The following is a 23,498-nucleotide window of genomic DNA, read 5'->3' on the forward strand; positions in this document are numbered from 1 at the left end:
TAGCAGGAGTTAATAAATTGGCCAAGAATCTTATGATCCAGGGCACTATGTCCGGAGTAGGGAAAAGTATATTGACGGCGGGGATATTAAGAGTATTAAGGCAGGATGGCTTAAGGGTAGCGCCGTTTAAGTCTCAGAATATGGCGCTAAACTCTTTTGTTACCAAAGATAAAAGAGAAATAGGAAGGGCCCAGGCGCTTCAGGCTGCAGCGGCAGGTCTTGAGCCAACTTCCGACATGAATCCAATCCTTCTTAAACCCATGGGAGACACTACTTCTCAGGTGATAGTAAACGGGCTCCCAATCGGGAATATGAAGGCAAGGGATTATTTTCGCATGAAAAAAAGCCTTATTCCGGATATTTTATCTGCTTATGAGAGGCTGGCCAGGCAATCAGATGTCATAGTAATAGAGGGAGCTGGAAGTCCAGTTGAGATAAACTTAAGGGAAAATGACATTGTAAATATGGGACTTGCAGAGGCTTTGGATGCTCCTGTGCTTCTTGTGGGTGATATTGATCCGGGTGGAGTTTTTGCACAACTGCTTGGAACTTACAATCTTTTATCTGAAAGGGAAAAAGAAAGGGTAAAAGGGCTTGTGATAAATAAGTTCAGGGGAGATGTGACTTTGCTTGAGCCCGGACTTGATATGTTTAAGCCATATTGCAGCGTCCCTTTTGCAGGAATAGTACCATTTGTGGGGCTTGACCTTGATGAAGAGGACAGTGTTTCCGAAAGGCTTAGGATCAATAAAAAAAGTTCTGAGAACGCGGATGTCAGGATTTTGGTGGTAAGGTTGCCATTTATAAGCAATTATACTGATTTTACGATTCTTGAGGGAATTTTCGGAGTTTCTCTTTCTTATATAGATGAGCCGGATGCCCTTGATGAAGCAGATCTTATTATCCTGCCAGGGACCAAGAACACGATTTCTGATATGAAATGGCTCTATGAAAAGGGGATTGCAGGAAAAATACAGGAACTTGCCAAAAAGGATGTTCCAATTATCGGGATATGCGGTGGATTTCAGATGCTGGGGAGAAGCATACAAGATCCTGATAATACAGAGGCGGGGGGAAGTGAAAAAGGCCTTGGGCTTATACAGGTTGATACCGTTTTTGAGGCGACTAAGAACCTCAGACAGATAAAGACACAAACTGGAACTCTTACAGGAATATTTAAGCCTTTATCTGATTTAGAAATAGAAGGCTATGAGATACACATGGGGGTAAGTTACGGCGAAGAAGAAATGCCTGTAAGGAGCGAAGAATCAGTTCTTGGTACCTATATACATGGGATTTTTGACTCACCGGAATTTACGAGAAGGCTTTTGAAAATAATATATGAAAAAAAAGGTCTTGACAGGGAAGTTCCCGAGATTGAAGGGGCTTTTGTCCATCAGGAAAAAGAGCTAAATAAACTGGCGGACGTTCTTAGGCAGAATCTGGATTTTGAGCTGATTTATAAAATCATAAATTCTTGAATGAAATGACAAAAAACACGCTTCTATTGCGGCTTTAAATGGCCTATTTACATGAATTCTTAGGTTATGATTAAAGACTATGAGGAAAAGAAATGGAAATTAAGCATATACGTCCAGCGGACATAGAGAAGGAAAGCTTTCGCATAATAAAGAGTGAACTTGATGAGATGGGCAAAAGCATTCCGGAGGAGCTATTGCCTACTGTCATACGTGTTGTGCACACGACCGCTGATTTTGAGTATGCTGATACGCTTGTTTTTTCAGAAGATGTGATTTTCTTGGCTAAGAAGCTTATTCGTCAGGGAGCGCACATAGTTACTGATACCAACATGGCGCTGGCAGGGATCAACAAAAAGACTTTAGCGAAGTTTGGCGGTGAGGTTCACTGCTTCATGGCTGATGAGGATGTAGCAAAAGAGGCAAAAGAAAGAGAAGTCACAAGGGCTATTGTAAGCATGGAAAAAGCGGCAAACCTTGGCGTGCCCACAATTTTTGCAGTAGGAAATGCGCCGACTGCGCTTATAAGATTAAAAGAACTCATGGATGAGCAAAATTTCCGTCCAAGTCTGATAATAGGAGTTCCTGTGGGATTTGTGAATGTTGTTGAGGCCAAGGAACTTATTATACAAAGTGATGTGCCATATATAGTAAATAGGGGACGAAAGGGAGGCAGCACAGTAGCGGCTGCAATCTGTAATTCAATTTTGTATCAGTGCTAAGGAATTTTATGTTATGACTGATTTGTTCATTGAAAAGGGCGGAAAAAAGTTAAGGTGCGGATTTACAACAGGGAGTTGCGCAGCAGCTGCTTCAAAAGCTGCACTCCTCATGCTCATAGAAAATATTGAAATCCACGTTGTTACGATCATGACACCTAAAGGCATTCCATATAATGCGGAGATTACAGATATTACCCAAAACAGGGAAGAAGGCTATATATCCTGTGCAGTGATTAAGGATGGGGGAGATGATCCGGATGTTACAACAGGCACCAGGATAGTTGCAAAGGTAAGGCTTAAGGATTTGCCCGGAATTACAATAGATGGGGGAGAAGGTGTTGGAAGAGTCACAAAACCGGGGCTTGACCAGCCCATAGGAGAAGCAGCTATAAACTCTGTTCCAAGAAAGATGATAAAGGAAAATCTTGAAGAAATTCTTGAAAGCCATGGAATGTCTGGAAAAGGTGTTTTGGTTACTATAAGTGTTCCCGGGGGAGAGGAACTAGCACACAAAACCTTTAATCCAAAGCTTGGCATTGTGGGCGGAATTTCGATTCTTGGAACTACAGGAATTGTTGAACCTATGAGTGATGAAGCGCTTTTGGAAACGATAAGAGTTGAGACAAAAGTTCGCATAGCTCTGGGAAGAGACATTCTTTTTGCGGCGCCGGGTAATTATGGGCTTTCATTTTTAAAGGAAAACTACGGGATAGATGAAAGTCTTGTGGTCATGAGCTCCAACTTTATCTATGACACTGTCAGAATCGCCGTAGCAGAAGGTTTTAAGAGACTTCTTTTTGTGGGACATATAGGAAAACTTGTCAAAGTTGCCGGCGGTATAAAGAATACGCATTCTATGTACGGAGACCACCGAATGGAGATACTATCGGAAATATCACAAGCCTGCCTTGATGATCAGACTTTTTTGATGATAAAAGACAAACTTTCTGAATGCGTTATGACTGATGAAGCGGTCAGAATAATCAATGAAACCGGAAAAGGCGCCATGGTTTTTCAAAAAATGGCTGAGGATATCAAGTTTAATATTGAAAAATGGTCGGAGGGGCAACTTACAGCGGAAGTAATAGTCTTTTCGAATGAAAACACAGAGCTTGTTGCTACTGCAAGAGCTCATGAATATGTAAAGGAAGCATGATTTATGGTTCATTTTGTCGGAGCAGGTCCGGGAGCTAAGGATCTTATTACTATTAGAGGAAAAGAACTTATAGAAAAAGCAGATGTTATTATATATGCGGGTTCATTGGTAAATCCCGCTCTGTTGGATTATGCTGGTGAAGCGTGCGATATATATGACAGTAGCAGACTTAATCTGGATGAAGTGATAGAGATAATAAAATCTGCTGAAAAACTCGGAAAAGAAACAGTGAGGCTCCACACAGGAGATCCCAGCATATATGGCGCTATCCGAGAGCAGATGGATATTCTTGACAGAGAGAACATTGTTTACGATGTAACACCGGGAGTAAGCTCTTTTTGTGGAGCGGCAGCAAGTCTACAAATGGAATATACTCTGCCGGGAATCACGCAAAGTGTCATTATAACAAGAATGGATGGTCGTACCGGTGTGCCCGAAAAGGAGTCGGTTGAAGCACTTTCAGCTCATGGCGCTACGATGGTGTTCTTTCTTTCTGCAGGTGATACAAAGAGACTTTCGGACAGGCTTATTGCAGGCGGTGTTTCCGGGGATACCCCATGCGCAATAGTCTACAAGGCTACCTGGCCAGATGAGAAAAAGCTTGTTTGCACGATAAAAGAACTTCCTGAGAAAGCCAAAGAATACGGTATTACCAAAACTGCGCTTATTATTGTGGGAAAAGCAGTTGCTCAGAGCGGATATGAACTTTCAAGGCTATATGCTCCGGAATTTACGACTGAGTTTAGAAAGGGCAATGCATGAACAAAAAAAGGCGATATGTCTATGTGTTTATCATATTGATCATTCTGACAATTGCGGCGCTCATTTTGAATCTTCTTATTGGAAATATCAGGATTGATCTAAGGACTGTATTGGAAGTTCTTTCAGGCAATGCTACAGATGTCAGGAAGCGTAACATTATTATGAATATCAGGCTTCCGCGGACTTTGATGGCTTTTATCCTTGGTGGAGCGCTTGCTGTTGCGGGATTTCTTTTACAGACGTACTTTTCAAATCCTATCGCCGGTCCATATATTCTCGGAGTTTCTTCAGGGGCCAAGATGGTGGTGGCGTTGCTGCTTATTTTTGTGGCTAAAGGAAGCGGAAAAACCACAGGCTACATGCTGATATTGGCGGCATTTACAGGTTCTATCATTGCTACGGGCTTTATAATATTGATCTCGAAAAGAGTGAAAAATATGGGGGCACTTCTTGCCGCCGGAATCATGATCGGATATATTTGCAGCGCAATTACCGATTTTCTTATAGCATTTGCTGAGGATTCCGATATAGTTAATCTCCACAGTTGGTCACAGGGGAGCTTTTCCGGTGCTTCAGCGGAGGGCGTAATTTATTGTATTGTCACTGTTTCTGCAGCCATGCTCTTTGTAATACTTTTGTCCAAGAGCCTTGATGCTTTAAGGCTTGGGGAGTCTTATGCAAGGAGTGTTGGTGTGAACGTAAAAATGTGCAGAGGAATGATAATTCTTTTGTCCAGCATTTTATCTGCCTGTGTTACGGCTTTTGCAGGACCGGTTTCATTCATTGGAATTGCTGTGCCTTTTCTTATGAGAGAGGCTTTAAAGTCGTCTAAACCAATCGTGCTGATACCTGCATCTTTTTTATCAGGTGCAATTTTCTGTCTTTTCAGCGATCTTTTGGCAAGGATGATGTTTGCTCCAAAAGAGCTTAATGTATCGGCTGTAACATCGCTTTTTGGCGCACCTATAGTGATTTTTATGATAGTCAGGAGGCAGAACAGGCGTGAAAATTAGTAATCTTAGTGCAGGCTATCAAAAGAAAATAGTGGTCAGAGATTTGACAATAGATGTTGCCGAAGGAGAAATAATCTCGCTCATAGGGCCAAACGGCGGAGGCAAATCAACGCTTCTTAAAAGTATCTCAGGGGAGCTTGATAAGATTGCAGGAAGCGTTTATCTGGGTGAGGACGAAATTAAGAATATTCCGCTAAAAGAACTGGCGAAAAAAATGTCTATTGTAAATACAGAGAGAGTGCGCCCAGAGCATATGAGTGCTTTTGATGTGGTTATGTCCGGGAGGCTTCCGCATACTGACGGCTTTGGGCTCAACAGTAAGGAAGACAGGACAATTGCCCTAAAAGCCTGCGAAATGATGAATATAGAGGAATTTCTTACCGTGCCGTTCTCAGCACTTAGCGATGGCCAAAAGCAGCGAACTCTTATAGCCAGAGCGATATGTCAGGAACCTGAGTATCTTATCATGGATGAACCTACATCATATCTTGATATCAGGCACAGGCTTGAAATGATGGATGTTGTAAAGAAACTTGCAGGTCAGAAGATAACTGTCATTATGTCGCTTCATGAAATTGAGCTTGCCCTGGAGATTTCAGACAGAGTCATTCTTGTGAAGGCTGACGGAACTACTTTGTGTGAAAGTCCGGCAAAAGTCATAGAAAGCGGAGTGATAAAGGAACTCTACGGACTTACAGATGAGATGTATGAAAGAGTAAAAAAACAGCTTCCTATTGTAAAGCAAGCTCCTGAAAAAAGGCACTCTTCATATTTTCTCAATAAAGAGTGTGAGTATTATCCATGTCATAAGCTTCTTGAAGAAAAGTTTAGCTGTTTGTTCTGTTATTGCCCTTTATACGACATTCCTGACTGTGGCGGAAGTTATACCTACACCTCTAAGGGTGTTAAGAATTGTAGGGACTGCACTTTTCCACATGACCGTGACAATTATAGCGCAGTGATAAAAAAGCTTAAGGATAAAATGTATGGAAAAAGCTGAAACCGGAAAATATAAGTTCATATGTTTTACTGAGGAAGGCTGCAAGCTGATGAATCGCCTTCGGTCAGAAGTGTTACAAAATGAGAAAGAATGTGCATCTGGTCAGGATTTTGTTGAAGATTATAGAGAAACAAAAGTAGAGAGTTTGCCAGAGTGGACTAGTGAAAATTTCAAGCAGGGAAATATTCTTGTTTTTATAGGCGCTTTAGGCATTGCAGTCAGAGCTATTGCTCCATTTTGCAAGGACAAGACTAAAGACCCGGGGGTAATTGTAGTTGATGAGAAAGGCACTTTTGTCATACCGGTTCTTTCAGGGCATATAGGCGGAGCTGTAAGTTCGGCAAAAGAGCTTGCGGCAATTATCGGCGCTATGCCGGTTATTACAACAGCGACGGATGTAAGAGGTGAGTTTGCTGTTGATGTTTTTGCAAAAGAAAACAATCTCGGAATAAACGATATGAAAAGAGCCAGGAAATTTACTGCAAAAATTCTTGCAGGTGAAGAAGCTACTTTTCTGGTTTCGCCAAATACCTCCCATAAGGAAGGACTATGCCTTATTCCTAAGTGTACAGTGGTAGGAATGGGGTGCAGAAAAGGGAAATCTTTTGATGAACTCAATGAGTTTCTTAAATCTGCACTAAACAGCGTCGGAATTGATGCAAGATCCTTAAAGGCAATTGTCAGCATTGATAAAAAGAAGGATGAGCAGGGACTTATAGAATTAGCAGAGTTTTATAAGGTTCCTTTTATAACGTATCCGGCAGAGGTTTTGATGAAGCAGGTTGGAGATTTTGAGCATTCCGACCTTGTTATGGAAGTGACAGGAGCAGACAATGTCTGCGAAAGGGCTGTTATAGCATATGGCTGCACCAGATTAGTACAAAAGAAACTGGCAAAAGACGGTATGACTATCGCAATCGGTATGACGGACGTTGGAGTGGAATATGAACGTTATGAAAAATAAAAAAATCTGGGTTGTAGGAATTGGCCCAGGAAATGAAAAAGATATGACAATAAGAGCCCATGAAGTTCTGAATGGATGCGAATATATATGCGGCTATACAGTGTATTGTGAACTGGTGAAGCCTCTTTTCCCTGATAAAGAATATATCAGTACCCCAATGACAGGTGAGGAGAAGAGAGTTCAGCTTGCCTTTGAAAAAGCTGATGAGGGACATGAGATTGCAATGATTTGTTCCGGAGATGCAGGGGTGTATGGAATGGCCGGGCTTGTGTATGAGATTGGACGAGACTATCCGGAGGTCAGTATCGAGGTTATTCCGGGAGTTACGGCGGCTCTTTCGGGGGCAGCGCTTTTGGGTGCGCCGCTGATCCATGACTTTTGTCTTATTAGCTTAAGCGACCGCCTCACACCTATGGAGCTTATTGAAAAGAGACTACGAGCCGCAGCGGCAGCTGACATGGTCATCGTGATCTATAATCCTGAAAGCCGGGGAAGAAGCGGATATCTATCAAAGGCCTGTGACATTCTTCTTGAGACATTTCCTCCTGAAAGAGTATGCGGAATTGTAAGGAATATCGGAAGAAGCGGCGAAAGCAGCACTGTTATGACGCTTGATGAACTAAAAAATACCAAAGCTGACATGTTCTGTACTGTGTTTATCGGCAATTCGTCCACCAAAAATATAAGCGATGTCATGGTTACTGAAAGAGGATATAAGAGTGAAGTGTAAGATACTTGTTTTTGGAGGCACAACTGAAGGAAGAGTTCTCGCAGATTATCTTCGGAGATATGATATTTCTCATGAAGTCAGCGTTGCAACTGATTATGGAAAAGAAATACTTGAGGAAAGCGGCGAAGAAAACCTCATGGTTGGGCGTAAAAACTCAGCTGAAATATCGGATGTTATTATATCAGAAGGCTTTACTCTTGTAGTGGATGCAACACATCCCTTTGCTACAGCGGTTTCTGAGGAAATAAGAAAAGCATGTGATATGGTCGCGGTGCCATATTTAAGGCTTAAAAGAGATACCGGAGAAAGCCTTTTAGATAATTCAAATATAATTTATGTAGATACAATAAGAAATGCAGTCTCTGAACTTGAAAGAGTTTCCGGGAATGTACTTCTTCTTACCGGAAGCAAGAATCTAGAGGAAATTGCAGCATCTTTTTCTGATGTATCAAGATTGTATGTCAGGGTACTTCCAAATGAAGAGAGCATAAGAACCTGCGTTAGAGCCGGTCTTCAGGGCAGGCAGATAATTGCGATGCAGGGTCCGTTCTCCAAAGAGATGAATATTGCAACTATAAAAGAAGTTGGCGCAGAAGCTATTTTTACCAAGGAAAGCGGTAAGACCGGTGGTCTTGACGAGAAGATAAATGCAGCTCTTGAATGTGGAATAAAGGTTGTAGTTCTGAAAAATCCCGAGAGTATGGGAAAAGAAACATGTGGCTATGATCTAAAAGACGTTCTTAAGATGATTTCTGCACATGCAGATAAAGAGATTGTGCCCAAGAAATCAATTTCCCTGGCCGGAATTGGACCAGGGAGCGATGAGTATCACACACAAGAACTGGAAAAAGAACTTAAAGAGGCTGATATTATCTTTGGCGCCAAGGCAGTATTAAAAAATATCCAAAAAGACAATAGACCTTTTGTTTCTGAGTATGATGCAGAGATAATATTTGATCATCTTAGAGATAATCCGGGATTTGAGCATCCTTTGATTTTATTTTCAGGGGATATCAGCCTTTGCAGCGGGGCTAAAAAAGCTACAGCTTTTTTTGAGAAAAACGGTTATGAGGTAAAAAGAATATCAGGAATATCTTCAGTAACTGTTTTGGCTGAGAGACTTCGGCTTTCGCTTGAGAATATAAGACTTGTCAGTGCTCATGGTAAAGAATGCAATGTAATCGGATATGTGAATGAGAACAGTGAAGTGATTGTCCTAACATCGAGCGCAGGGCATGCATCTGAGTTGTGCACTGAGATTAAGAATGCATTTCATGATAAAAAAGGCGTTGGGAGTGCTTTGGAGGCTGCGCAATCAGAAAATGATAAAGATAATTTTCTGATTGTTGTGGGGTGCGAGCTTGGAACAGAAGATGAAAGAATACTTGATGTGACAGATACTGAAGTTATTTCAGATAATATTAAAGGAAAATGCCTTATTTATGTAAAGAATCCTTATGCTAAAAAAAGAAGTGTGGTAAGAGGTCTATGCGATGATGAGATTATACGGGGCCATGCGCCAATGACAAAGGAGGAGATAAGAGCTCTTTCCTTGCGTAAGCTTGCGCTTTCTAATGATTCAGTTCTTTATGATGTGGGTGCCGGAACTGGGTCCATATCACTTGAGGCGGCGCTTCTTTCTGCTGATATCAAGGTCTTTTCTATTGAAAAAAATGATGAAGCATATGAGCTTTTGAGGCAGAACAAGGATAAATTCGGCGTTCAGAACATGGAACTGATTTACGGAGAAGCTCCAGAAGCGCTGCAGTCTCTTCCTGTGCCAAGTCATGCTTTTATAGGCGGAAGCAGCGGAAATATAAAAGAAATACTAAGAACTGTTTTTGATAAAAATGATGCGACAAGAGTAGTGATAAACACGGTTACTGCGGAAAGCTTTGCAGAAGTTGTGGATTGTATCAAGGAATTTAAGGATATAGAACCGGATATTATTCAGGTGTCCGTCAGCAGGTATAAAAAAGTTGGAAGATATCATCTTGCTGATGCACTAAATCCTGTTTATATAGTTACGCTTCAGAAAGGTGCGCCGGATGGTAGAAACTAAAGAATTTCCAAGATTTATGATATGCGCTCCTGCAAGTGGCAGCGGCAAGACACTTATAACCTGCGCGCTTTTGAGGATACTTACAAGACATGGGTATCTTCCGGCTTCTTTTAAGTGCGGACCTGATTATATAGATCCTATGTTTCACAGGAAGGTTCTTGGCATTCCCTCAAGGAATCTGGATCTCTTTTTTATGGAAGAGAAAGGCCTTAGGAAGACTCTTGGCAGAGGCTCTGATGGTAGAAATATCGGCGTTTTGGAAGGCGTAATGGGGATATTTGACGGTATTAGCGCTGATTCCTCAAAAGGATCATCAATTGATATCAGCAAAATCACAGGGACGCCTGCAATTCTTGTGGTCAATTGCAAGGGCATGAGCAGGTCTGTTATTCCGCTGGTAAAGGGATTTTGCGACTATGACAGGGATAAACAGATACATGGAGTGATTCTTAATAACATATCGCCTATGGTCTCAGGAAGCATAAAAAAAGAGATTGAAGAAGAAACAGGAATTCCGGTCATAGGTTTTTTACCGGCTATGAAAGATGTCGATTTTGGTAGCAGACATCTGGGACTGATAATGCCTGATGAAGTTCCAAAGCTGTTGGAGACTATAGACCAGGTGGCAGATAAATTAGAGGAAAATCTGGAGCTGGATAAGCTTATCTCTATTGCTAAAGAGGCGGATAGAATAGGTGTTTGCGATAAGCCTAAGTTGTCGGAAAAAAGGGTTAAAGTAGGCGTTGCAATAGATGAGGCATTTTGTTTTTATTACGAAGATAACTTTGATCTTTTGAAAGAGATGGGGGCGGATATAGTGCCTTTTTCCCCTATACATGACACTAAGCTTCCCGAGGTATCAAGACTTATTATTGGAGGAGGATATCCGGAGCTTCATGCTAAAGAGCTTTCTGAAAATTTGTCCATGAGAAAAGAAATATTAAATGCGGCCAAAAATGGAATGCCTATTCTTGCCGAATGTGGCGGCTTTTTGTATCTTCAGGAGAAACTTTCTGATCAGGCTGGAATAAGCTATGAGATGGTTGGCGCACTTAAAGGTCAGGGATACATGACAGGCAGACTTGGACATTTTGGATATGTAACCATGGAGGCTGGAAAGCATGGAAAATACCTGGATATTGCAGAAAGTGTAAAGGCGCATGAATTCCATTATTACGATACGACGGATAATGGAGATGTGTGCATTTTGAGAAAACCTTCAGGAAAATCCTGGAGTGGTTATCAGATGATAGGAAATGTTTTTGGCGGATTTGCGCATCTTTATTATCCTTCATGCCCAAAGCTGATCAGGAGGTTTTTGGAGTGTTAGATTTTAAGTCTTTGACAGAGATTAAGATAGAAAAGCCGGATTTTTTGTGTGGCGAGATTATAAAAAAATGCTGGGATTCAGTTTCCAAGCCAATTGATGGCCTTGGAGATTTTGAAAATCTCATTTGCAGGATAGGTGCGATCCAAAGAAGGAATACTCCTGATATTTCAAAGAGAGCAGCACTGATTTTTTGCGCGGACAATGGCATTGTTGAAGAAGGGGTATCCCAAAGCGGCAAGGAAATAACACTATCTGTCGCTAAGGCGCTGGGAAGTGGGATCAGCTCTGCATGCCACCTTGGGAGATTTGCTAAGGTGGAAGTTATCCCTGTTGATGTTGGGATTGATTCTTCCGAGAACATAAGCGGTGTGGTAAATAAGAAAGTTGCAAGGGGAACACGGAATTTTCTAAAAGACCCTGCCATTACGAAGGAAGAGACAATTTTGGCGATTGATGCCGGGATTTCGGAGGTAAAGGAACTGTCAGAAAAAGGGTACAGAATTATTGCAACAGGTGAGATGGGCATAGGAAACACGACGACTTCTACAGCAGTTCTCTGTGCCATGCTTGGGATTGACGTTGGTGTTACCGGACGCGGCGCAGGGTTATCTGACGAAGGACTTGGCAGGAAGAAAAGAGTTATCCAGGAAGGAATATCCAGGTATTCATTTGATAAGATAAATGAGCCAAAAGAGCGTGCTTTTGAAATACTGAGATGCGTAGGCGGGCTTGATATTGCTGCCCTTGCAGGAGCTTTTATAGGTGGAGCAATTTATCATATCCCAATGGTATTGGATGGAGTGATAAGCAGTGCGGCTGCGCTTGTGGCAGAGGCACTTTTGCCCGGAGTTAAGTATTATCTTATTCCGTCACACAAGGGAAGAGAAAAGGGGAATGAACTTGCACTTAACGCACTTGGATTGTCGCCATTTTTAAATGGAAATATGGCATTGGGAGAAGGAACCGGCGCTATCATGCTTTTCCCAACTCTTGATATGGTAATGGACTACTATGAACATGGAGCCAGATTCGAAGATTATAACATCGATAAATATGAGAGGTTTGGCAAATGATATATTTGGTCTTGGGAACGCCTGACAGTGGTAAATCTGCAAAGGCAGAGAGTATTGTAATGGATATTGCCGGGGCAGGGAAAAAGTATTACATAGCGACAATGATTCCCTATGGAGAAGAGGGGGCAAAGCGGGTTAAGAAGCATCGCGACATGCGAGCCGGAAAGGGCTTTGAAACTATTGAATGTCCTGTAAAAGTCCATGAACTGATTTCAATGACCTCAGATTTGAAGGATGCTACCGTTCTTTTAGAGTGTATGTCAAATCTTATAGGAAACGAGATGCATGATCCTGAAATATCAGACAGAATTAATTTCGAATGCGAAGCGCATGGAAAAGCTGATAAGGTGGATGACCTTGCCAAAATGTGTGATTATATTGTTGATTCTGTGATGACACTAGCCAGGGAAGTTGAAAATATTGTTATTGTAGCCAACCACTTTTCTCTTGAGGATGAGGGATATGATGAGGATACAAGAAGATATGTGACTTTGGTGGATATGGTCAACACAGAGTTAAAGAAAAGAGTGGATAAAGTATATGAACTTGTTTAAAAGTATAGCAATTTCTTTTTCCCTGTATTCAAAGATACCTATGCCGATTTTTGAATGGAAAGAGGAAAACTACAAGCATGCGATAGCTTTCCTGCCGCTTGTAGGAATGGTCATTGGCATCATTTCTTTTGTGTTATCGTTTTTATGTAGTACTTTCCATATGCCTGTGTTTTTCGTGACAGCAATTCTTACGCTTGTGCCGGTGTTTCTGACCGGGGGCTTTCATCTGGACGGCTTTATGGATGTTCAGGATGCACTTCATTCATATCAGCCGAGGGAAAAGAAACTTGAGATAATGAAGGATCCGCATATTGGCGCATTTGCTGTGATTGGCGTTGGAGCTTTGGCACTGATGTGGCTTGGATTCATGTACCTATTGGTAGATAGGGCATTCTTAAGTGAAAAGATAACGTCGCTATGGGCGTTTTGCGGAATATATCCACTTGTCAGAGCATTTTGCGGCTTAAGCAGTATTCTTTTCAAAAATGCAAAGAAAGACGGAATGCTTTCCATGGAAACAGGAAAGAGCGGAAAACTTGATGTTTGCCTGCTTTCTGTTCAGGGAATAGCCTCATTTTTGTTTATGCTATTTATGAATGTACTTACAGGTATTTGTGCGTTGGCAGGTGTTATTCTTTTTACATTTTGGTACAAGAAAATGTGTCAAAAGCAGTTTGGCGGCGTTACCGGGGATACAGCCGGCTTTTTTGTTGTGGCAGGGGAAGTATTTCTTTTGATGGTGATATCTTTTTTGAGTTTATGAAGACATTGGGATATGCAAAACATGAGGAAGTAGAATATGTGTGTATTCAGAACTGTTAGAATTGAGAGAGTTATTTGTAACTGAGTAAGTAGTGATATCACAAACAGTTCACGATTTAAAACGAAATAACGTACCATAGAAAGGATCAATAATAAACGGTGGTAAATAATCATATAATTGCTTTTGCAATAGGATTTTGTCTGGACCGGATAATCGGGGATCCATACAATATTCCTCATCCAATAAGACTTATTGGTAATCTGATCAGTTTTTTGGATAAAAAGCTTTTGGGAAATATTGAAAATAAAGAAAATATTCAAGAAAAGCGTGATCTTCAAAAGGAGAAGAGGCGTGGAATACTGATGGCAACGTTAGTGATCTTGATAACTGCGATTGTTACTTTTATAGTCAGCTTTGGGGCATATTTTATCAATAAATATCTGGGCATTGTGGTGGAAGCTGTTCTTACGTGTTATATTCTTGCGGCAAAGAGCCTTAAGGATGAGAGCATGAAAGTGTACAAGGCTCTTGAAACCGGAACAATTGAGGATGCAAGAAAAGCAGTATCTATGATAGTTGGCAGAGATACTGCTTCTTTGGATAAAGAGGGAGTGACAAAGGCAGTAGTTGAGACTGTTGCCGAGAATACTTCTGACGGTGTGATTGCTCCACTTATCTATACATTTATTGGAGGACCAGTCCTTGGGCTTATTTACAAGGCTATAAATACTATGGATTCAATGGTGGGATACCATAATGACAAGTATGAGTATTTTGGAAAGGCAGCGGCTAAAATTGATGATGTAGCAAATTATCTGCCTGCAAGAGCCAGCGCTGTGTTTATGATAATTGCGGCTTTTTTTGGAGGTAAGGATTATTCAGCTTCCGGAGCTATAAAAATATTTAAAAGAGACAGATACAATCACAAGAGCCCTAATTCGGCTCAGACAGAGAGTGTATGTGCAGGGGCGCTGTCAGTAAGGCTTGCAGGCGATGCAAGCTATTTTGGAAAAATTGTTAAAAAACCATATATCGGGGATCCGATAAGAGCGATTGAGACAGATGACATCAAGCGCGCATGCAGGCTTATGTATCTGACGGAATATATTTGCGGGCTGACATTGCTTGCACTGTGGGCAATCGTTAAATTTGTTGTCTAATGAAGTAATGCTTTTTACTATGTGGTTGCGCTATATAGTAGAGAATTATTATTAAATAATGTTGTGCTGCAATGTGTGACATTTTTTACCTATAAGTTATTGGATATAAAGGAGCGGTTGTGATTCACGGCGGAGAAATATATGACAAAACAGTTGAATACGATTTTTCAGTAAATCTTAATCCTACTCCCTGTCCCAAAGATGTGAAGGATGCGCTCATTGATTCTATATCTGAAGTGGACAGGTATCCGGACATTTCACAGCAAAGATTTAGGGAGTATGTTGCAAGGGCAGAGAATAAGCTTGCAGGAAAAGATTATCTGACAAAAGACAATGTTATTGGCGGAAATGGAGCATCGGAGCTTTTCATGTCAATTATAAGATTGATAGCGCCAAAGAATGTCCTCCTTCCAATTCCGAGTTTTTTTGGTTACAGACATGCTTTGAATGCACTTGATGGGGTTAAAATCCATGAATATCTATGTAAAGAAGATAATGATTTTTGCATAACAGATGATATTATTTCTGAGATAACTGAGAATACAGATCTGATATTGCTTGCAAATCCCAATAATCCAACGGGAAGAGCGGTTGACAGGAATGTTCTGAAACATATAATTGACAGGTGCAAAGAGACAGATACCTGGATTATAATAGACGAGTGTTTTTTGCATTTGACAGACGGAGCAGAAAGCGCCTTGAAATATATTGGCGATACGCCAAAGCTATTTATTGTCAATGCATATACAAAGCTGTTCTCACTGCCCGGAATCCGCGTTGGTTATGCTATGGCTGACAGTAAGAACATTAGCAAGCTGCAGAGATTTTTGCCGGAGTGGAATATGTCTGTGTTTGCGCAGAATACCGGATATGCCTGCGCAAAGTGTATCCTTGAGACAGATTTTGTCGAGAATACTAAGAATACGGTAAAAGAGCTATGTACAAAGCTTTCTGAACTTTTGGCTGAATGTGGATTTAGGGTATTAAGGTCGGATACGTGCTTTGTTCTGATAGAATCAAAGGCTGATCTGTACAGTCTTTTCCTTGATAAGAAGATACTTATTAGAGACTGTTCGAATTTTATCGGACTGGGCAAAGGATATTTCAGAATATCTGTTTCCGGTTATCACAGACTTTGTGAATTAAAAGAATATATAAATAGTAATAAGGATAGGATATGATTTTATTTTTTGACATTGATGGAACCATATGGGATTACAAAAATTACATTCCTGACAGCACGAAGGAAGCTATCAGCCTTGCTCAGAGAAATGGGCATAAATGCTTTATCAACACAGGAAGGGCTAGGGCTTTTGTTTACAACAAGGAATTATTGTCACTGGGCTTTGATGGAATAGTGTCTTCATGCGGATGCATGATCGAGTATAATGATGAAGTTATTTTTAACAGGCTGGTAAGCAGGGATGAGAGCATCAGGACAATTGAGACCATGAGGAAATATCATTTCAAGCCGATTCTTGAAGGACCTACTTATCTTTATATGAATCGTAGCGATTTTGAAGGCGATATGTATGGTGAAAAAGTCATGAAAGAGATGGGAGATAAGCTTCTTGGCATTGATGAAAACTGGGGAAACTGGGAGATGAACAAGTTATCAGCAATCTGTCCGGTAGAAACAAGGGATAAATGCTTTGAAGAATTGTCTGACCTGTATGATTTTATGCTTCATACAGAGACGATTTTAGAAATGGTTCCAAAGGGAATCAACAAGGGGACAGGTATCCTGGAAATATGTAAACTGCTTGGTGAAGACCCTCAGAATACCGTCGCATTTGGAGACAGCATAAATGACAAGGAAATGCTTGTTACAGCAGGTACGGCTGTGGCAATGGGCAGAGCCTCCGATGAAACAAAAGCCCTGGCTGACATCGTTACCACATATCTTGAGGATGACGGAATATGGAACGCGATGAAACAGCTAAAGCTTATCTGATTTTCTACGATTTTTTTAAATTTAGCGTAGCGTAATCAAACTGATGTTTGATATAATGTGTTCGAATACATGTTTGCAGATAGCAGGGAGAATTTATGCTGGAACTATTAGAAACGCTGAATGAGGCACAGAAAGAGGCTGTTACAAGTACAGAAGGGTATATAAGAGTAGTTGCGGGAGCTGGAAGTGGCAAGACAAGAGCTCTTTCATATAGATTTGCTTATCTTGTAAATGCGCTTGGCATTATGCCGGGGCATATTCTTTGTGTTACTTTTACCAACAAATCAGCCAATGAAATGCGACAGAGAATACATCTTTTGACCGGTGATAATGATACCGGCTATATCAATACATTCCATGGCTTTTGTGTTTCGGTTCTGCAGGAAGATTCCCATGCGCTTCAGTATCCTAAGAGTTTTCTGGTATTGGATAATTCAGATATAGACGACATTTTGAAAATTATCTATGAGGAGCGAGGCCTTTCTTTGCGTGATAAGACGTTTAGTTCAGCGAGAGATATGTTTGAAATCCGTAAATGTAAGGATGAACCGGAGTATTATCTGGATATGCTGAATATGTCTGTTGATGCGCTCAAAGAGAAATATGATAACGCTAAAAAGGTGGACGATATTCTTTTCTATGGCTATCTTTATCAGGAAAAGAAATGCTTTGGCCTTGATTATAATGACCTTATCAAATTTACTTTGTATATGTTTAGTGAACATGCAGATATCAGGCTTAAATGGCAAAAGCGTCTTGAATATATAATGATCGATGAATTTCAGGATATTGATGGCCTTCAGTATGAGCTTATGGATGTATTGTCTTCGTACCATAAGAATCTTTTTATTGTCGGTGATCCTGATCAGACTATTTATACCTGGCGAGGGGCAAGTGTTGGTTTTCTGCTTGGCTTTGACCAGAGTTATCCTAATGTTAAGACTATTTATATGAATGACAACTACAGGTCTACACCTCAGATCATTGCAGCCTGTAATAGTCTCATAGACAAGAATAGTCAGAGACTGAAAAAGAGCTTGATAGCCCAGAATGAGAGTGGAGAAAGTGTGTTATGTCATTTTGCGCCTAATACTGCGGATGAGGCTGACTGGATAACAGGTCAGATGCTTGTTCTGAAAGGTATGGGTGTTCCATATAGGAATATGGCTGTTTTGTACAGGGCTCATTATGTTACAAGGACGATAGAAACAGGTCTCATCAAGGAGAAGATACCATATACGATTTACTCCGGGGTTCAGTTTTATGGACGAATGGAGATCAAAGATGCTCTTTGTTATTTAAGGATGATACTTTATAGGGATGATGTTTCGTTCAGACGAATAGTCAATGTTCCTAAAAGAAATCTTGGGAAAAGACGAATGGCTTTTCTTGAGAAATATGCCGCTGACAACGGCTGTTCTCTATATATGGCACTTGGTGAAAATCTTGAAAATGAGCCAATAAAAGGGACTAAAGCAAAGAGCTTTATTAATATTATAGAAAAGTATGCAAATAGTTATGAAGGAATGCCTGTTTCAGAGCTTCTTACTAAAGTATTGGAAGATTCCGGCTATGAAGAAATGCTTAGGACAGAAGGTGCTCAGGATAGACTTGATAACCTGGCAGAGCTTAAGCAGTCTGTTTTTGAATATGAGACAACTTGTGGTGAAGAAGTAGGGCTTGAGGATTATCTTAGACATATTGCTTTATTTACTAATGCTGACTCAGACATTGAAGGAAACGATAAGGTGAGGCTGATGACTGTTCATGCCGCCAAGGGACTGGAATTTCCGTATGTATTTCTTTGCGGAATGAATGAGGGAATTTTTCCTTCGAGGAAAATCCATTCGCTTGATGCGATGGAGGAAGAAAGAAGACTTGCGTTTGTTGCGATGACACGTGCTCAGAAGAGGTTGTTTTTATCTGAGGCAGGTGGGCAGACTTTTGAAGGAATACCAAGATATCCATCACGTTTTATCATGGATATTGATGAAAAGTGCCTTGAGTTTACGCAGGAGCCTTCGCAGGAAATGATGCAGAGAGTCAGGAAATATATAGCAAATGAAAGCAGGCATCTTAAAGGCGCAGAAAAACTTAACTTCTTAGAAAAGGGGCAGAGAGTGGAACACGCCATTCTTGGAGCAGGTACAATTCTTGATATTGATACTGAAGAAGAGAGCTACCTGGTACAGTTTGACACTATGCCCACGCCAAGACAGATTGCGATGAAAGTGCGCCTTAAGCCGGTAGATTAACTATTCATCTTTGAAGCCTTTGAGTGCTTTAGTCTTTTCCTGCTCCGTTAACTCCAAGAAATTCGACGAAGTCACCCTGTTTTATTTCAAAGCTGAGATTGTTTACAGCAAAGAATTTACCATATCGCTTTGTGAGATTTTTAAGTTCTATTGAATTCATTTGTTCTCGTGTCCTTTCTTTTGTTTTTTTATAGTTGGATGATACTGTAGAATATACTTATGCAAAATAGAATTTGAGGTAAGTTGTAATTTTCGAAGGGTAAGTTGCAAAACCCGATGATTTTTCAGGGAGATTTATGAAATGATAATACAAACAGGTTCACGCACAGATATTCCGGCTTTTTATGCTGACTGGTTTGCAAATAGGCTTAAGGAAGGCTTTGTTTATGTGCGAAATCCCTACAATATGACATATATTACAAAGCTTACGCTTAATCCGTCAGTGGTGGATCTTATCAGCTTTTGCTCCAAGAATCCTAAGCCAATGCTCAAATATTTAGATCTTTTACGGCCCTATGGTATGTACTGGTACGTGACAATCACAGGCTATGGAAGGGATATTGAGCCAAATGTTCCCAAGATAACAGATGTCATTGAAACTTTTAAGAGATTTTCTGAGTTTGCGGGAATTGATTCCATGGGCTGGCGGTATGATCCTATTTTTCTAGACGACAAATACACCAGGGACTATCATTTGGAGATGTTTGAGAAGATAGCCGCAGCTCTTGATGGTTACACAAATACTAGCGTTATTAGTTTTATTGATATCTATCAGAAGGTAAAAAAGAACTTTCCTGAAGCAAAGGTTTTGGAAAAAGCGGATAGGCTCTACCTTGGTGAAAATATGGCGCGAATTGCAAGAGAGCACGGCATGGTTCTTCGTCCATGCGCAGAAGGAAATGAGCTGGAAGCTTTTGGAGCGGACTGTAGCGGTTGCATGACTCAGGCTATTTATGAGAAGGCTTTGCATAATACAATGAATTTTCCGAAAATAAAAAATGCAAGAGAATCCTGCAAGTGTTTTCTTGGAAATGATATCGGAATGTACAATACATGCCTTCATATGTGCAAGTATTGCTATGCCAACTATGATTACAAGACTGTCATGCAAAACCATGATAATCATGATCCAATGTCACCACTTTTAATAGGACATGTAAGACCTGAAGACGAAATCCATCAGCTTGAGCAAAAGAGTTGGATTGATGGGCAATTGACATTTGATTTTCTGTAAATTTGCGAAATATAGGGTAAATTTTTGCCCATTTAGGACTATTTTTTAAGAATTCAAAACAGTATACTATATTTTTAGAAACTTTTATTTTTATATTTACGGGGTGAGGTGTGTATGAATATTGAAGTAAAGAAGGGGTGTGGAGAATGATGAAAGAAGTACTTGAATTTAATCACAAGAAGCAATGTGGACTTTGGCTAATGCTCATAGGTGTTGTTTTAATCATAGCTGCTGTTTTTGGTGGGAGTTTTCTGGTTAATCCATTTATATTTCTTGCCGGATATTATGCCTGCTTTTTTGGAGTGAATGTTAATAAAAAACTGAGGAATAAACTTTCACAGGGAAGTATTTCACAATTCCAGATCAGGATGATATACATGAGCATAGCAGCTCTGTTTATTTTGATGTTTGCTATAGCAGGACCATTTATCCCCGGTTGGCATTGGAGGCTTATATGGCTCGGAGTTCTTTTGGCAACAGGAATTCATTTCTTGTTATGGTTTGTAATTCATGGTTGGAGCATGATAATGCTTGGAATAACATGTATTATTATATCCGTAGTCGGTTATGCAGCTGTTGATATACCTCTTGTTTGGATTGTTATTGCTGATGCGGTAGTTAAAATACTGTTTGGGATATATCTTTTCTTTTTCTCAAAGCCTTCGAAATTTGTACCAAGAAAATTATGTGTTGCTGAATGAAATATGAAGGGAAAATGGGGATAAAGCTTCAGCACAAAGAAGATTAGTATGAAGAGAGCAAATCTATGATCTTTTCGTAATTAATGGCGTGGAAGGCATCAAGTACCTGATTCCACAAAGGTGCGACATTTTCAGATATTGTGTATTCAGACATTTCTTTATAGACAGCTTCCAGGGTGTCATAGTCCATGTCCTGTGCGGCTTTTTTAATCTGGGCAAAAGCCTCATCGACAAGGATAGATGAGGCTACAGGCTGTATAGTTTTGCTTTGATTTTGTTTATTCAGTAACTGACGGACTAATTCTGTTACCTGTCGGAATTTCTGCTCGTAATCATTGTGATTTTTACGGATTATGTCATAATCTCCGGCCTTTCCGGCATTTTCAAGATTTTGGGCATCATCAGCAAGCCCAAGAGCGCCTATGATTCGGCTTGAGCTTTTAAGAGCGTGGATCTTTATGGTGTAATTCTCAAAGTCTTCACCAGAATAGAAGCGGTTTAGATCCGCCAGGCTCGTATCTGCGTTATTTGAGAATATTTCAAGCATAGACAAAAAACATTTTTCGTCGCCACTATTTGCTATTCCGGCTTTTGAATCTATCAGATCCTGATCTTGCAGTGAAGATAGTTCTTCAGAAAGTGGAAGAGTAGTTGTTATAGACCCGTTTTTAGCGTTTTCCGTAGTGTCTTTTGTAAGCTCAACCAGGTCCGAAGGAAGATATTTGATAAGCATATCTTCGAGAACATCCGTCTTTATAGGCTTGGTTAGATAATCGTCAAAACCGGCAGAAATGTATTGCTCTCTGACACCGGAGATTGCATTAGCTGTAAGGCATACCACCGGACTATTAAGGTTTGGATTATCGTCATCTAGCTTTAATTCATGAAGCGTTGCTATACCGTCTTTATTTGGCATCATATGATCAAGGAAAATTATGTCATATTTTTTATCCCGCATCATTGCAAGAGCCTCATCGCCGCTGGATGCAGTGTCTGTGTCAATAAGAGTCTGTTTGATAAGATTTTTGAACACAAGCAGATTCATAGGATTGTCGTCTACAACAAGAATGCGGGCCATAGGAGCGGTGAATTTCTCTTTGTAAAAATTCTCTTTGCTATTGGCAGGGAGATGCTGGGTGCTGAAATCTCCGAGTAGCTCAGTGCCTCTGACCTCTTGTTTAAGGGCAAAATGGAAGTTGGAGCCCTCTCCGTAGGTGCTTTCTACTTCTAAAGTAGAGCCCATCATACCAAGAAGACTTTTGGTAATGCTCATTCCAAGGCCGGTTCCCTCGATATTTCTGTTTCTCTTTTCCTCAATACGTTCAAATTCGGAAAAGAGCTTTTTTATATCTTCAGGTTTGATTCCAATGCCTGTATCCTTTATTGACACTAAAAGAACAATGCTGTCAGGATCATTTTCCGGCTTCTTAAAGCTCATTGTGAAGGTGACAGAGCCTTCTTCCGTGTATTTGGCAGCATTTGTCAGGATGTTGGTTATGATCTGTTTTAAACTTTTTGAATCTCCGTAGAGTTTTTTTGGAATGTCCGGGTTAAAATCAAGCTTTAGTTCCAGTTTTTTGGCATCAAGACGAGGTCGGATCATGTTTACAAGGTCGTTTAGTACAGTTAAAAGATCGTATTCAACGGCTGTGATTTCCATCTTGCCGGCTTCAATCTTGGAAAAATCAAGGATATCATTAATGATGTTCAGAAGGGTCATTCCTGCAGATTTAATATTCTCGGAATAGGAGCGGATTTCCGGTTCTGTGGATTCACGCAGGATCATCTCATTCATTCCAAGAACTGCATTTATAGGAGTTCGGATTTCATGGGACATATTTGCCAGGAAGTTACTTTTGGCTTTACTTGCTTCTTCAGCTTTTGTAATCTGTTCGGTGAGAGAAGAAGACATGGACTGCAAGGCGTTAGACAGAATACCCATTTTTTCCTCTTCATATACTTGGATGGGCTGGCTGAAATCGCCTTTTTGATATTTAGATGCTATTTCTGTTAATTGATTTATGGGGTTAGTTATAGTTCGTATGGTAAAAAGACACATTGCCACTATAATTGGCATGCTGATACAAAGAATAATCATAAATGAAATGAGAATTTTTGTGTATTGCTCTCTGACCTGATCGTCGTACCATTCCTTGGGAAAGTCAACCCCGATAATTCCGGCTACTTCGCCGTTAGAATCAAAGACAGGGCTGTATGCGCTGTAGAATGTGCCCCAATTATCTGTAGTTGTGTAATCTTCTGCGGCGGCAACCCCCTTACTGGCGGATACAAGAGCTTCTGTTGTCTCAATTGCGGCGCCAAATTCATCTATACTTTCCATGGTTGGATCGATTGAAATTGTAAAGGTTCCATCGTCTTCTATGTGAACTGCATAAATGTATTCTGCTTCGATATTGTTAAGAAAAATGGCCAAAGTATTATTGATGTTGTGATATCCTGCACTGCCAATTTCATTTATGGTAATTCTTTTCAGACTGTCTCCACTGATTGATCCGGCAGCACAGTTTGCTATATCTATCATTCTTTGTTGTGTGAAATGTTTGATTGTATTGTGCGCCAAAAATAA

At 40.5% G+C, this 23,498-nt stretch carries 21 protein-coding genes; 19 read left to right on the top strand and 2 right to left on the bottom strand.

Annotated features, from left to right (window positions below):
- The first annotated feature begins 17 nt into the window (after nucleotides 1–17).
- The 17 genes from BM086_RS12435 (at nucleotide 18) to BM086_RS12515 (ending at nucleotide 18,976) form a co-directional block, all read left to right on the top strand.
- On the top strand, nucleotides 18–1,481 hold the full coding sequence (locus tag BM086_RS12435) for a cobyric acid synthase (protein ID WP_092327068.1): 1,464 nt from the start codon (nucleotides 18–20) through the stop codon (nucleotides 1,479–1,481).
- 92 nt (nucleotides 1,482–1,573) lie between these two features.
- Complete coding sequence (locus BM086_RS12440; protein ID WP_092327071.1) at nucleotides 1,574–2,200, top strand: precorrin-8X methylmutase; 627 nt, start codon at nucleotides 1,574–1,576, stop codon at nucleotides 2,198–2,200.
- 13 nt (nucleotides 2,201–2,213) lie between these two features.
- Complete coding sequence (gene cbiD, locus BM086_RS12445) at nucleotides 2,214–3,356, top strand: cobalt-precorrin-5B (C(1))-methyltransferase CbiD (RefSeq protein WP_092327074.1); 1,143 nt, start codon at nucleotides 2,214–2,216, stop codon at nucleotides 3,354–3,356.
- Between the two features lie 3 nt (nucleotides 3,357–3,359).
- Entirely contained in the window at nucleotides 3,360–4,118 is a 759-nt protein-coding gene (gene cobM / locus BM086_RS12450) for a precorrin-4 C(11)-methyltransferase (RefSeq protein WP_092327077.1), read from the top strand.
- On the top strand, nucleotides 4,115–5,131 hold the full coding sequence (locus BM086_RS12455; RefSeq protein WP_092327080.1) for a FecCD family ABC transporter permease: 1,017 nt from the start codon (nucleotides 4,115–4,117) through the stop codon (nucleotides 5,129–5,131). Before cobM ends, BM086_RS12455 begins: the two co-directional genes overlap by 4 nt.
- Nucleotides 5,121–6,131, top strand: coding sequence for an ATP-binding cassette domain-containing protein (locus tag BM086_RS12460; RefSeq protein ID WP_092327083.1), 1,011 nt, complete (start codon nucleotides 5,121–5,123; stop codon nucleotides 6,129–6,131). The genes BM086_RS12455 and BM086_RS12460 overlap by 11 nt, the downstream gene beginning before the upstream one ends.
- On the top strand, nucleotides 6,118–7,095 hold the full coding sequence (locus tag BM086_RS12465) for a cobalt-precorrin 5A hydrolase (protein WP_092327086.1): 978 nt from the start codon (nucleotides 6,118–6,120) through the stop codon (nucleotides 7,093–7,095). The genes BM086_RS12460 and BM086_RS12465 overlap by 14 nt, the downstream gene beginning before the upstream one ends.
- Entirely contained in the window at nucleotides 7,085–7,825 is a 741-nt protein-coding gene (cobJ, locus tag BM086_RS12470; RefSeq protein ID WP_092327317.1) for a precorrin-3B C(17)-methyltransferase, read from the top strand. The genes BM086_RS12465 and cobJ overlap by 11 nt, the downstream gene beginning before the upstream one ends.
- Nucleotides 7,815–9,887 (top strand): precorrin-6A reductase, encoded by a 2,073-nt coding sequence (gene cobK, locus BM086_RS12475; RefSeq protein ID WP_175560252.1) that lies wholly within the window; start codon nucleotides 7,815–7,817, stop codon nucleotides 9,885–9,887. Before cobJ ends, cobK begins: the two co-directional genes overlap by 11 nt.
- Entirely contained in the window at nucleotides 9,874–11,217 is a 1,344-nt protein-coding gene (locus tag BM086_RS12480) for a cobyrinate a,c-diamide synthase (RefSeq protein ID WP_092327092.1), read from the top strand. Before cobK ends, BM086_RS12480 begins: the two co-directional genes overlap by 14 nt.
- On the top strand, nucleotides 11,211–12,290 hold the full coding sequence (locus BM086_RS12485; protein ID WP_242952194.1) for a nicotinate-nucleotide--dimethylbenzimidazole phosphoribosyltransferase: 1,080 nt from the start codon (nucleotides 11,211–11,213) through the stop codon (nucleotides 12,288–12,290). The genes BM086_RS12480 and BM086_RS12485 overlap by 7 nt, the downstream gene beginning before the upstream one ends.
- A complete protein-coding gene (locus tag BM086_RS12490) occupies nucleotides 12,287–12,844 on the top strand; it encodes a bifunctional adenosylcobinamide kinase/adenosylcobinamide-phosphate guanylyltransferase (RefSeq protein ID WP_092327099.1) in 558 nt (185 codons plus the stop codon). Before BM086_RS12485 ends, BM086_RS12490 begins: the two co-directional genes overlap by 4 nt.
- A complete protein-coding gene (gene cobS, locus BM086_RS12495) occupies nucleotides 12,831–13,607 on the top strand; it encodes an adenosylcobinamide-GDP ribazoletransferase (RefSeq protein ID WP_092327102.1) in 777 nt (258 codons plus the stop codon). Before BM086_RS12490 ends, cobS begins: the two co-directional genes overlap by 14 nt.
- A gap of 158 nt (nucleotides 13,608–13,765) precedes the next feature.
- Nucleotides 13,766–14,767: an adenosylcobinamide-phosphate synthase CbiB gene (gene cbiB / locus BM086_RS12500; RefSeq protein ID WP_092327104.1), complete on the top strand. Its 1,002-nt coding sequence runs from the start codon at nucleotides 13,766–13,768 to the stop codon at nucleotides 14,765–14,767.
- Between the two features lie 119 nt (nucleotides 14,768–14,886).
- Nucleotides 14,887–15,948: a pyridoxal phosphate-dependent aminotransferase gene (locus BM086_RS12505; protein WP_175560253.1), complete on the top strand. Its 1,062-nt coding sequence runs from the start codon at nucleotides 14,887–14,889 to the stop codon at nucleotides 15,946–15,948.
- Complete coding sequence (locus BM086_RS12510; protein WP_092327108.1) at nucleotides 15,945–16,721, top strand: HAD family hydrolase; 777 nt, start codon at nucleotides 15,945–15,947, stop codon at nucleotides 16,719–16,721. Before BM086_RS12505 ends, BM086_RS12510 begins: the two co-directional genes overlap by 4 nt.
- A gap of 95 nt (nucleotides 16,722–16,816) precedes the next feature.
- A complete protein-coding gene (locus tag BM086_RS12515) occupies nucleotides 16,817–18,976 on the top strand; it encodes an ATP-dependent helicase (protein ID WP_092327111.1) in 2,160 nt (719 codons plus the stop codon).
- Between the two features lie 28 nt (nucleotides 18,977–19,004).
- On the opposite strand, the gene BM086_RS21635 is transcribed toward BM086_RS12515, so the two are convergent.
- Nucleotides 19,005–19,136: a hypothetical protein gene (locus BM086_RS21635; protein ID WP_255367817.1), complete on the bottom strand. Its 132-nt coding sequence runs from the start codon at nucleotides 19,134–19,136 to the stop codon at nucleotides 19,005–19,007.
- A gap of 141 nt (nucleotides 19,137–19,277) precedes the next feature.
- On the opposite strand from BM086_RS21635, the gene BM086_RS12520 reads away from it, so the two are divergent.
- Nucleotides 19,278–20,210 carry a DUF1848 domain-containing protein gene (locus tag BM086_RS12520; protein ID WP_092327114.1) on the top strand — a complete coding sequence of 311 codons (933 nt, stop codon included), beginning with the start codon at nucleotides 19,278–19,280 and terminating at the stop codon, nucleotides 20,208–20,210.
- 146 nt (nucleotides 20,211–20,356) lie between these two features.
- A complete protein-coding gene (locus tag BM086_RS12525; RefSeq protein WP_242952195.1) occupies nucleotides 20,357–20,911 on the top strand; it encodes a DUF6609 family protein in 555 nt (184 codons plus the stop codon).
- 43 nt (nucleotides 20,912–20,954) lie between these two features.
- Here BM086_RS12525 and BM086_RS12530 read toward each other — a convergent pair whose 3' ends face one another.
- Nucleotides 20,955–23,453, bottom strand: a complete 2,499-nt coding sequence (locus BM086_RS12530; RefSeq protein ID WP_175560254.1) for an ATP-binding protein — start codon at nucleotides 23,451–23,453, stop codon at nucleotides 20,955–20,957.
- Between the last annotated feature and the right edge of the window lie 45 nt (nucleotides 23,454–23,498).

This window comes from Butyrivibrio sp. YAB3001 (assembly GCF_900112195.1).
GTDB lineage: Bacteria > Bacillota > Clostridia > Lachnospirales > Lachnospiraceae > Butyrivibrio.

Bases quoted from the DNA above. Each gene is read 5' to 3' on its own strand.
- BM086_RS12440 (WP_092327071.1), top strand. From the start codon at position 1,574: ATGGAAATTAAGCATATACGTCCAGCGGACATAGAGAAGGAAAGCTTT.
- cbiD (WP_092327074.1), top strand. From the start codon at position 2,214: ATGACTGATTTGTTCATTGAAAAGGGCGGAAAAAAGTTAAGGTGCGGA.
- cobM (WP_092327077.1), top strand. From the start codon at position 3,360: ATGGTTCATTTTGTCGGAGCAGGTCCGGGAGCTAAGGATCTTATTACT.
- BM086_RS12455 (WP_092327080.1), top strand. From the start codon at position 4,115: ATGAACAAAAAAAGGCGATATGTCTATGTGTTTATCATATTGATCATT.
- BM086_RS12465 (WP_092327086.1), top strand. From the start codon at position 6,118: ATGGAAAAAGCTGAAACCGGAAAATATAAGTTCATATGTTTTACTGAG.
- cobJ (WP_092327317.1), top strand. From the start codon at position 7,085: ATGAAAAATAAAAAAATCTGGGTTGTAGGAATTGGCCCAGGAAATGAA.
- BM086_RS12480 (WP_092327092.1), top strand. From the start codon at position 9,874: ATGGTAGAAACTAAAGAATTTCCAAGATTTATGATATGCGCTCCTGCA.
- BM086_RS12490 (WP_092327099.1), top strand. From the start codon at position 12,287: ATGATATATTTGGTCTTGGGAACGCCTGACAGTGGTAAATCTGCAAAG.
- cobS (WP_092327102.1), top strand. From the start codon at position 12,831: ATGAACTTGTTTAAAAGTATAGCAATTTCTTTTTCCCTGTATTCAAAG.
- BM086_RS12510 (WP_092327108.1), top strand. From the start codon at position 15,945: ATGATTTTATTTTTTGACATTGATGGAACCATATGGGATTACAAAAAT.
- BM086_RS12515 (WP_092327111.1), top strand. From the start codon at position 16,817: ATGCTGGAACTATTAGAAACGCTGAATGAGGCACAGAAAGAGGCTGTT.
- BM086_RS21635 (WP_255367817.1), bottom strand. From the start codon at position 19,136: ATGAATTCAATAGAACTTAAAAATCTCACAAAGCGATATGGTAAATTC.
- BM086_RS12520 (WP_092327114.1), top strand. From the start codon at position 19,278: ATGATAATACAAACAGGTTCACGCACAGATATTCCGGCTTTTTATGCT.
- BM086_RS12525 (WP_242952195.1), top strand. From the start codon at position 20,357: ATGATGAAAGAAGTACTTGAATTTAATCACAAGAAGCAATGTGGACTT.
- BM086_RS12530 (WP_175560254.1), bottom strand. From the start codon at position 23,453: ATGATAGATATAGCAAACTGTGCTGCCGGATCAATCAGTGGAGACAGT.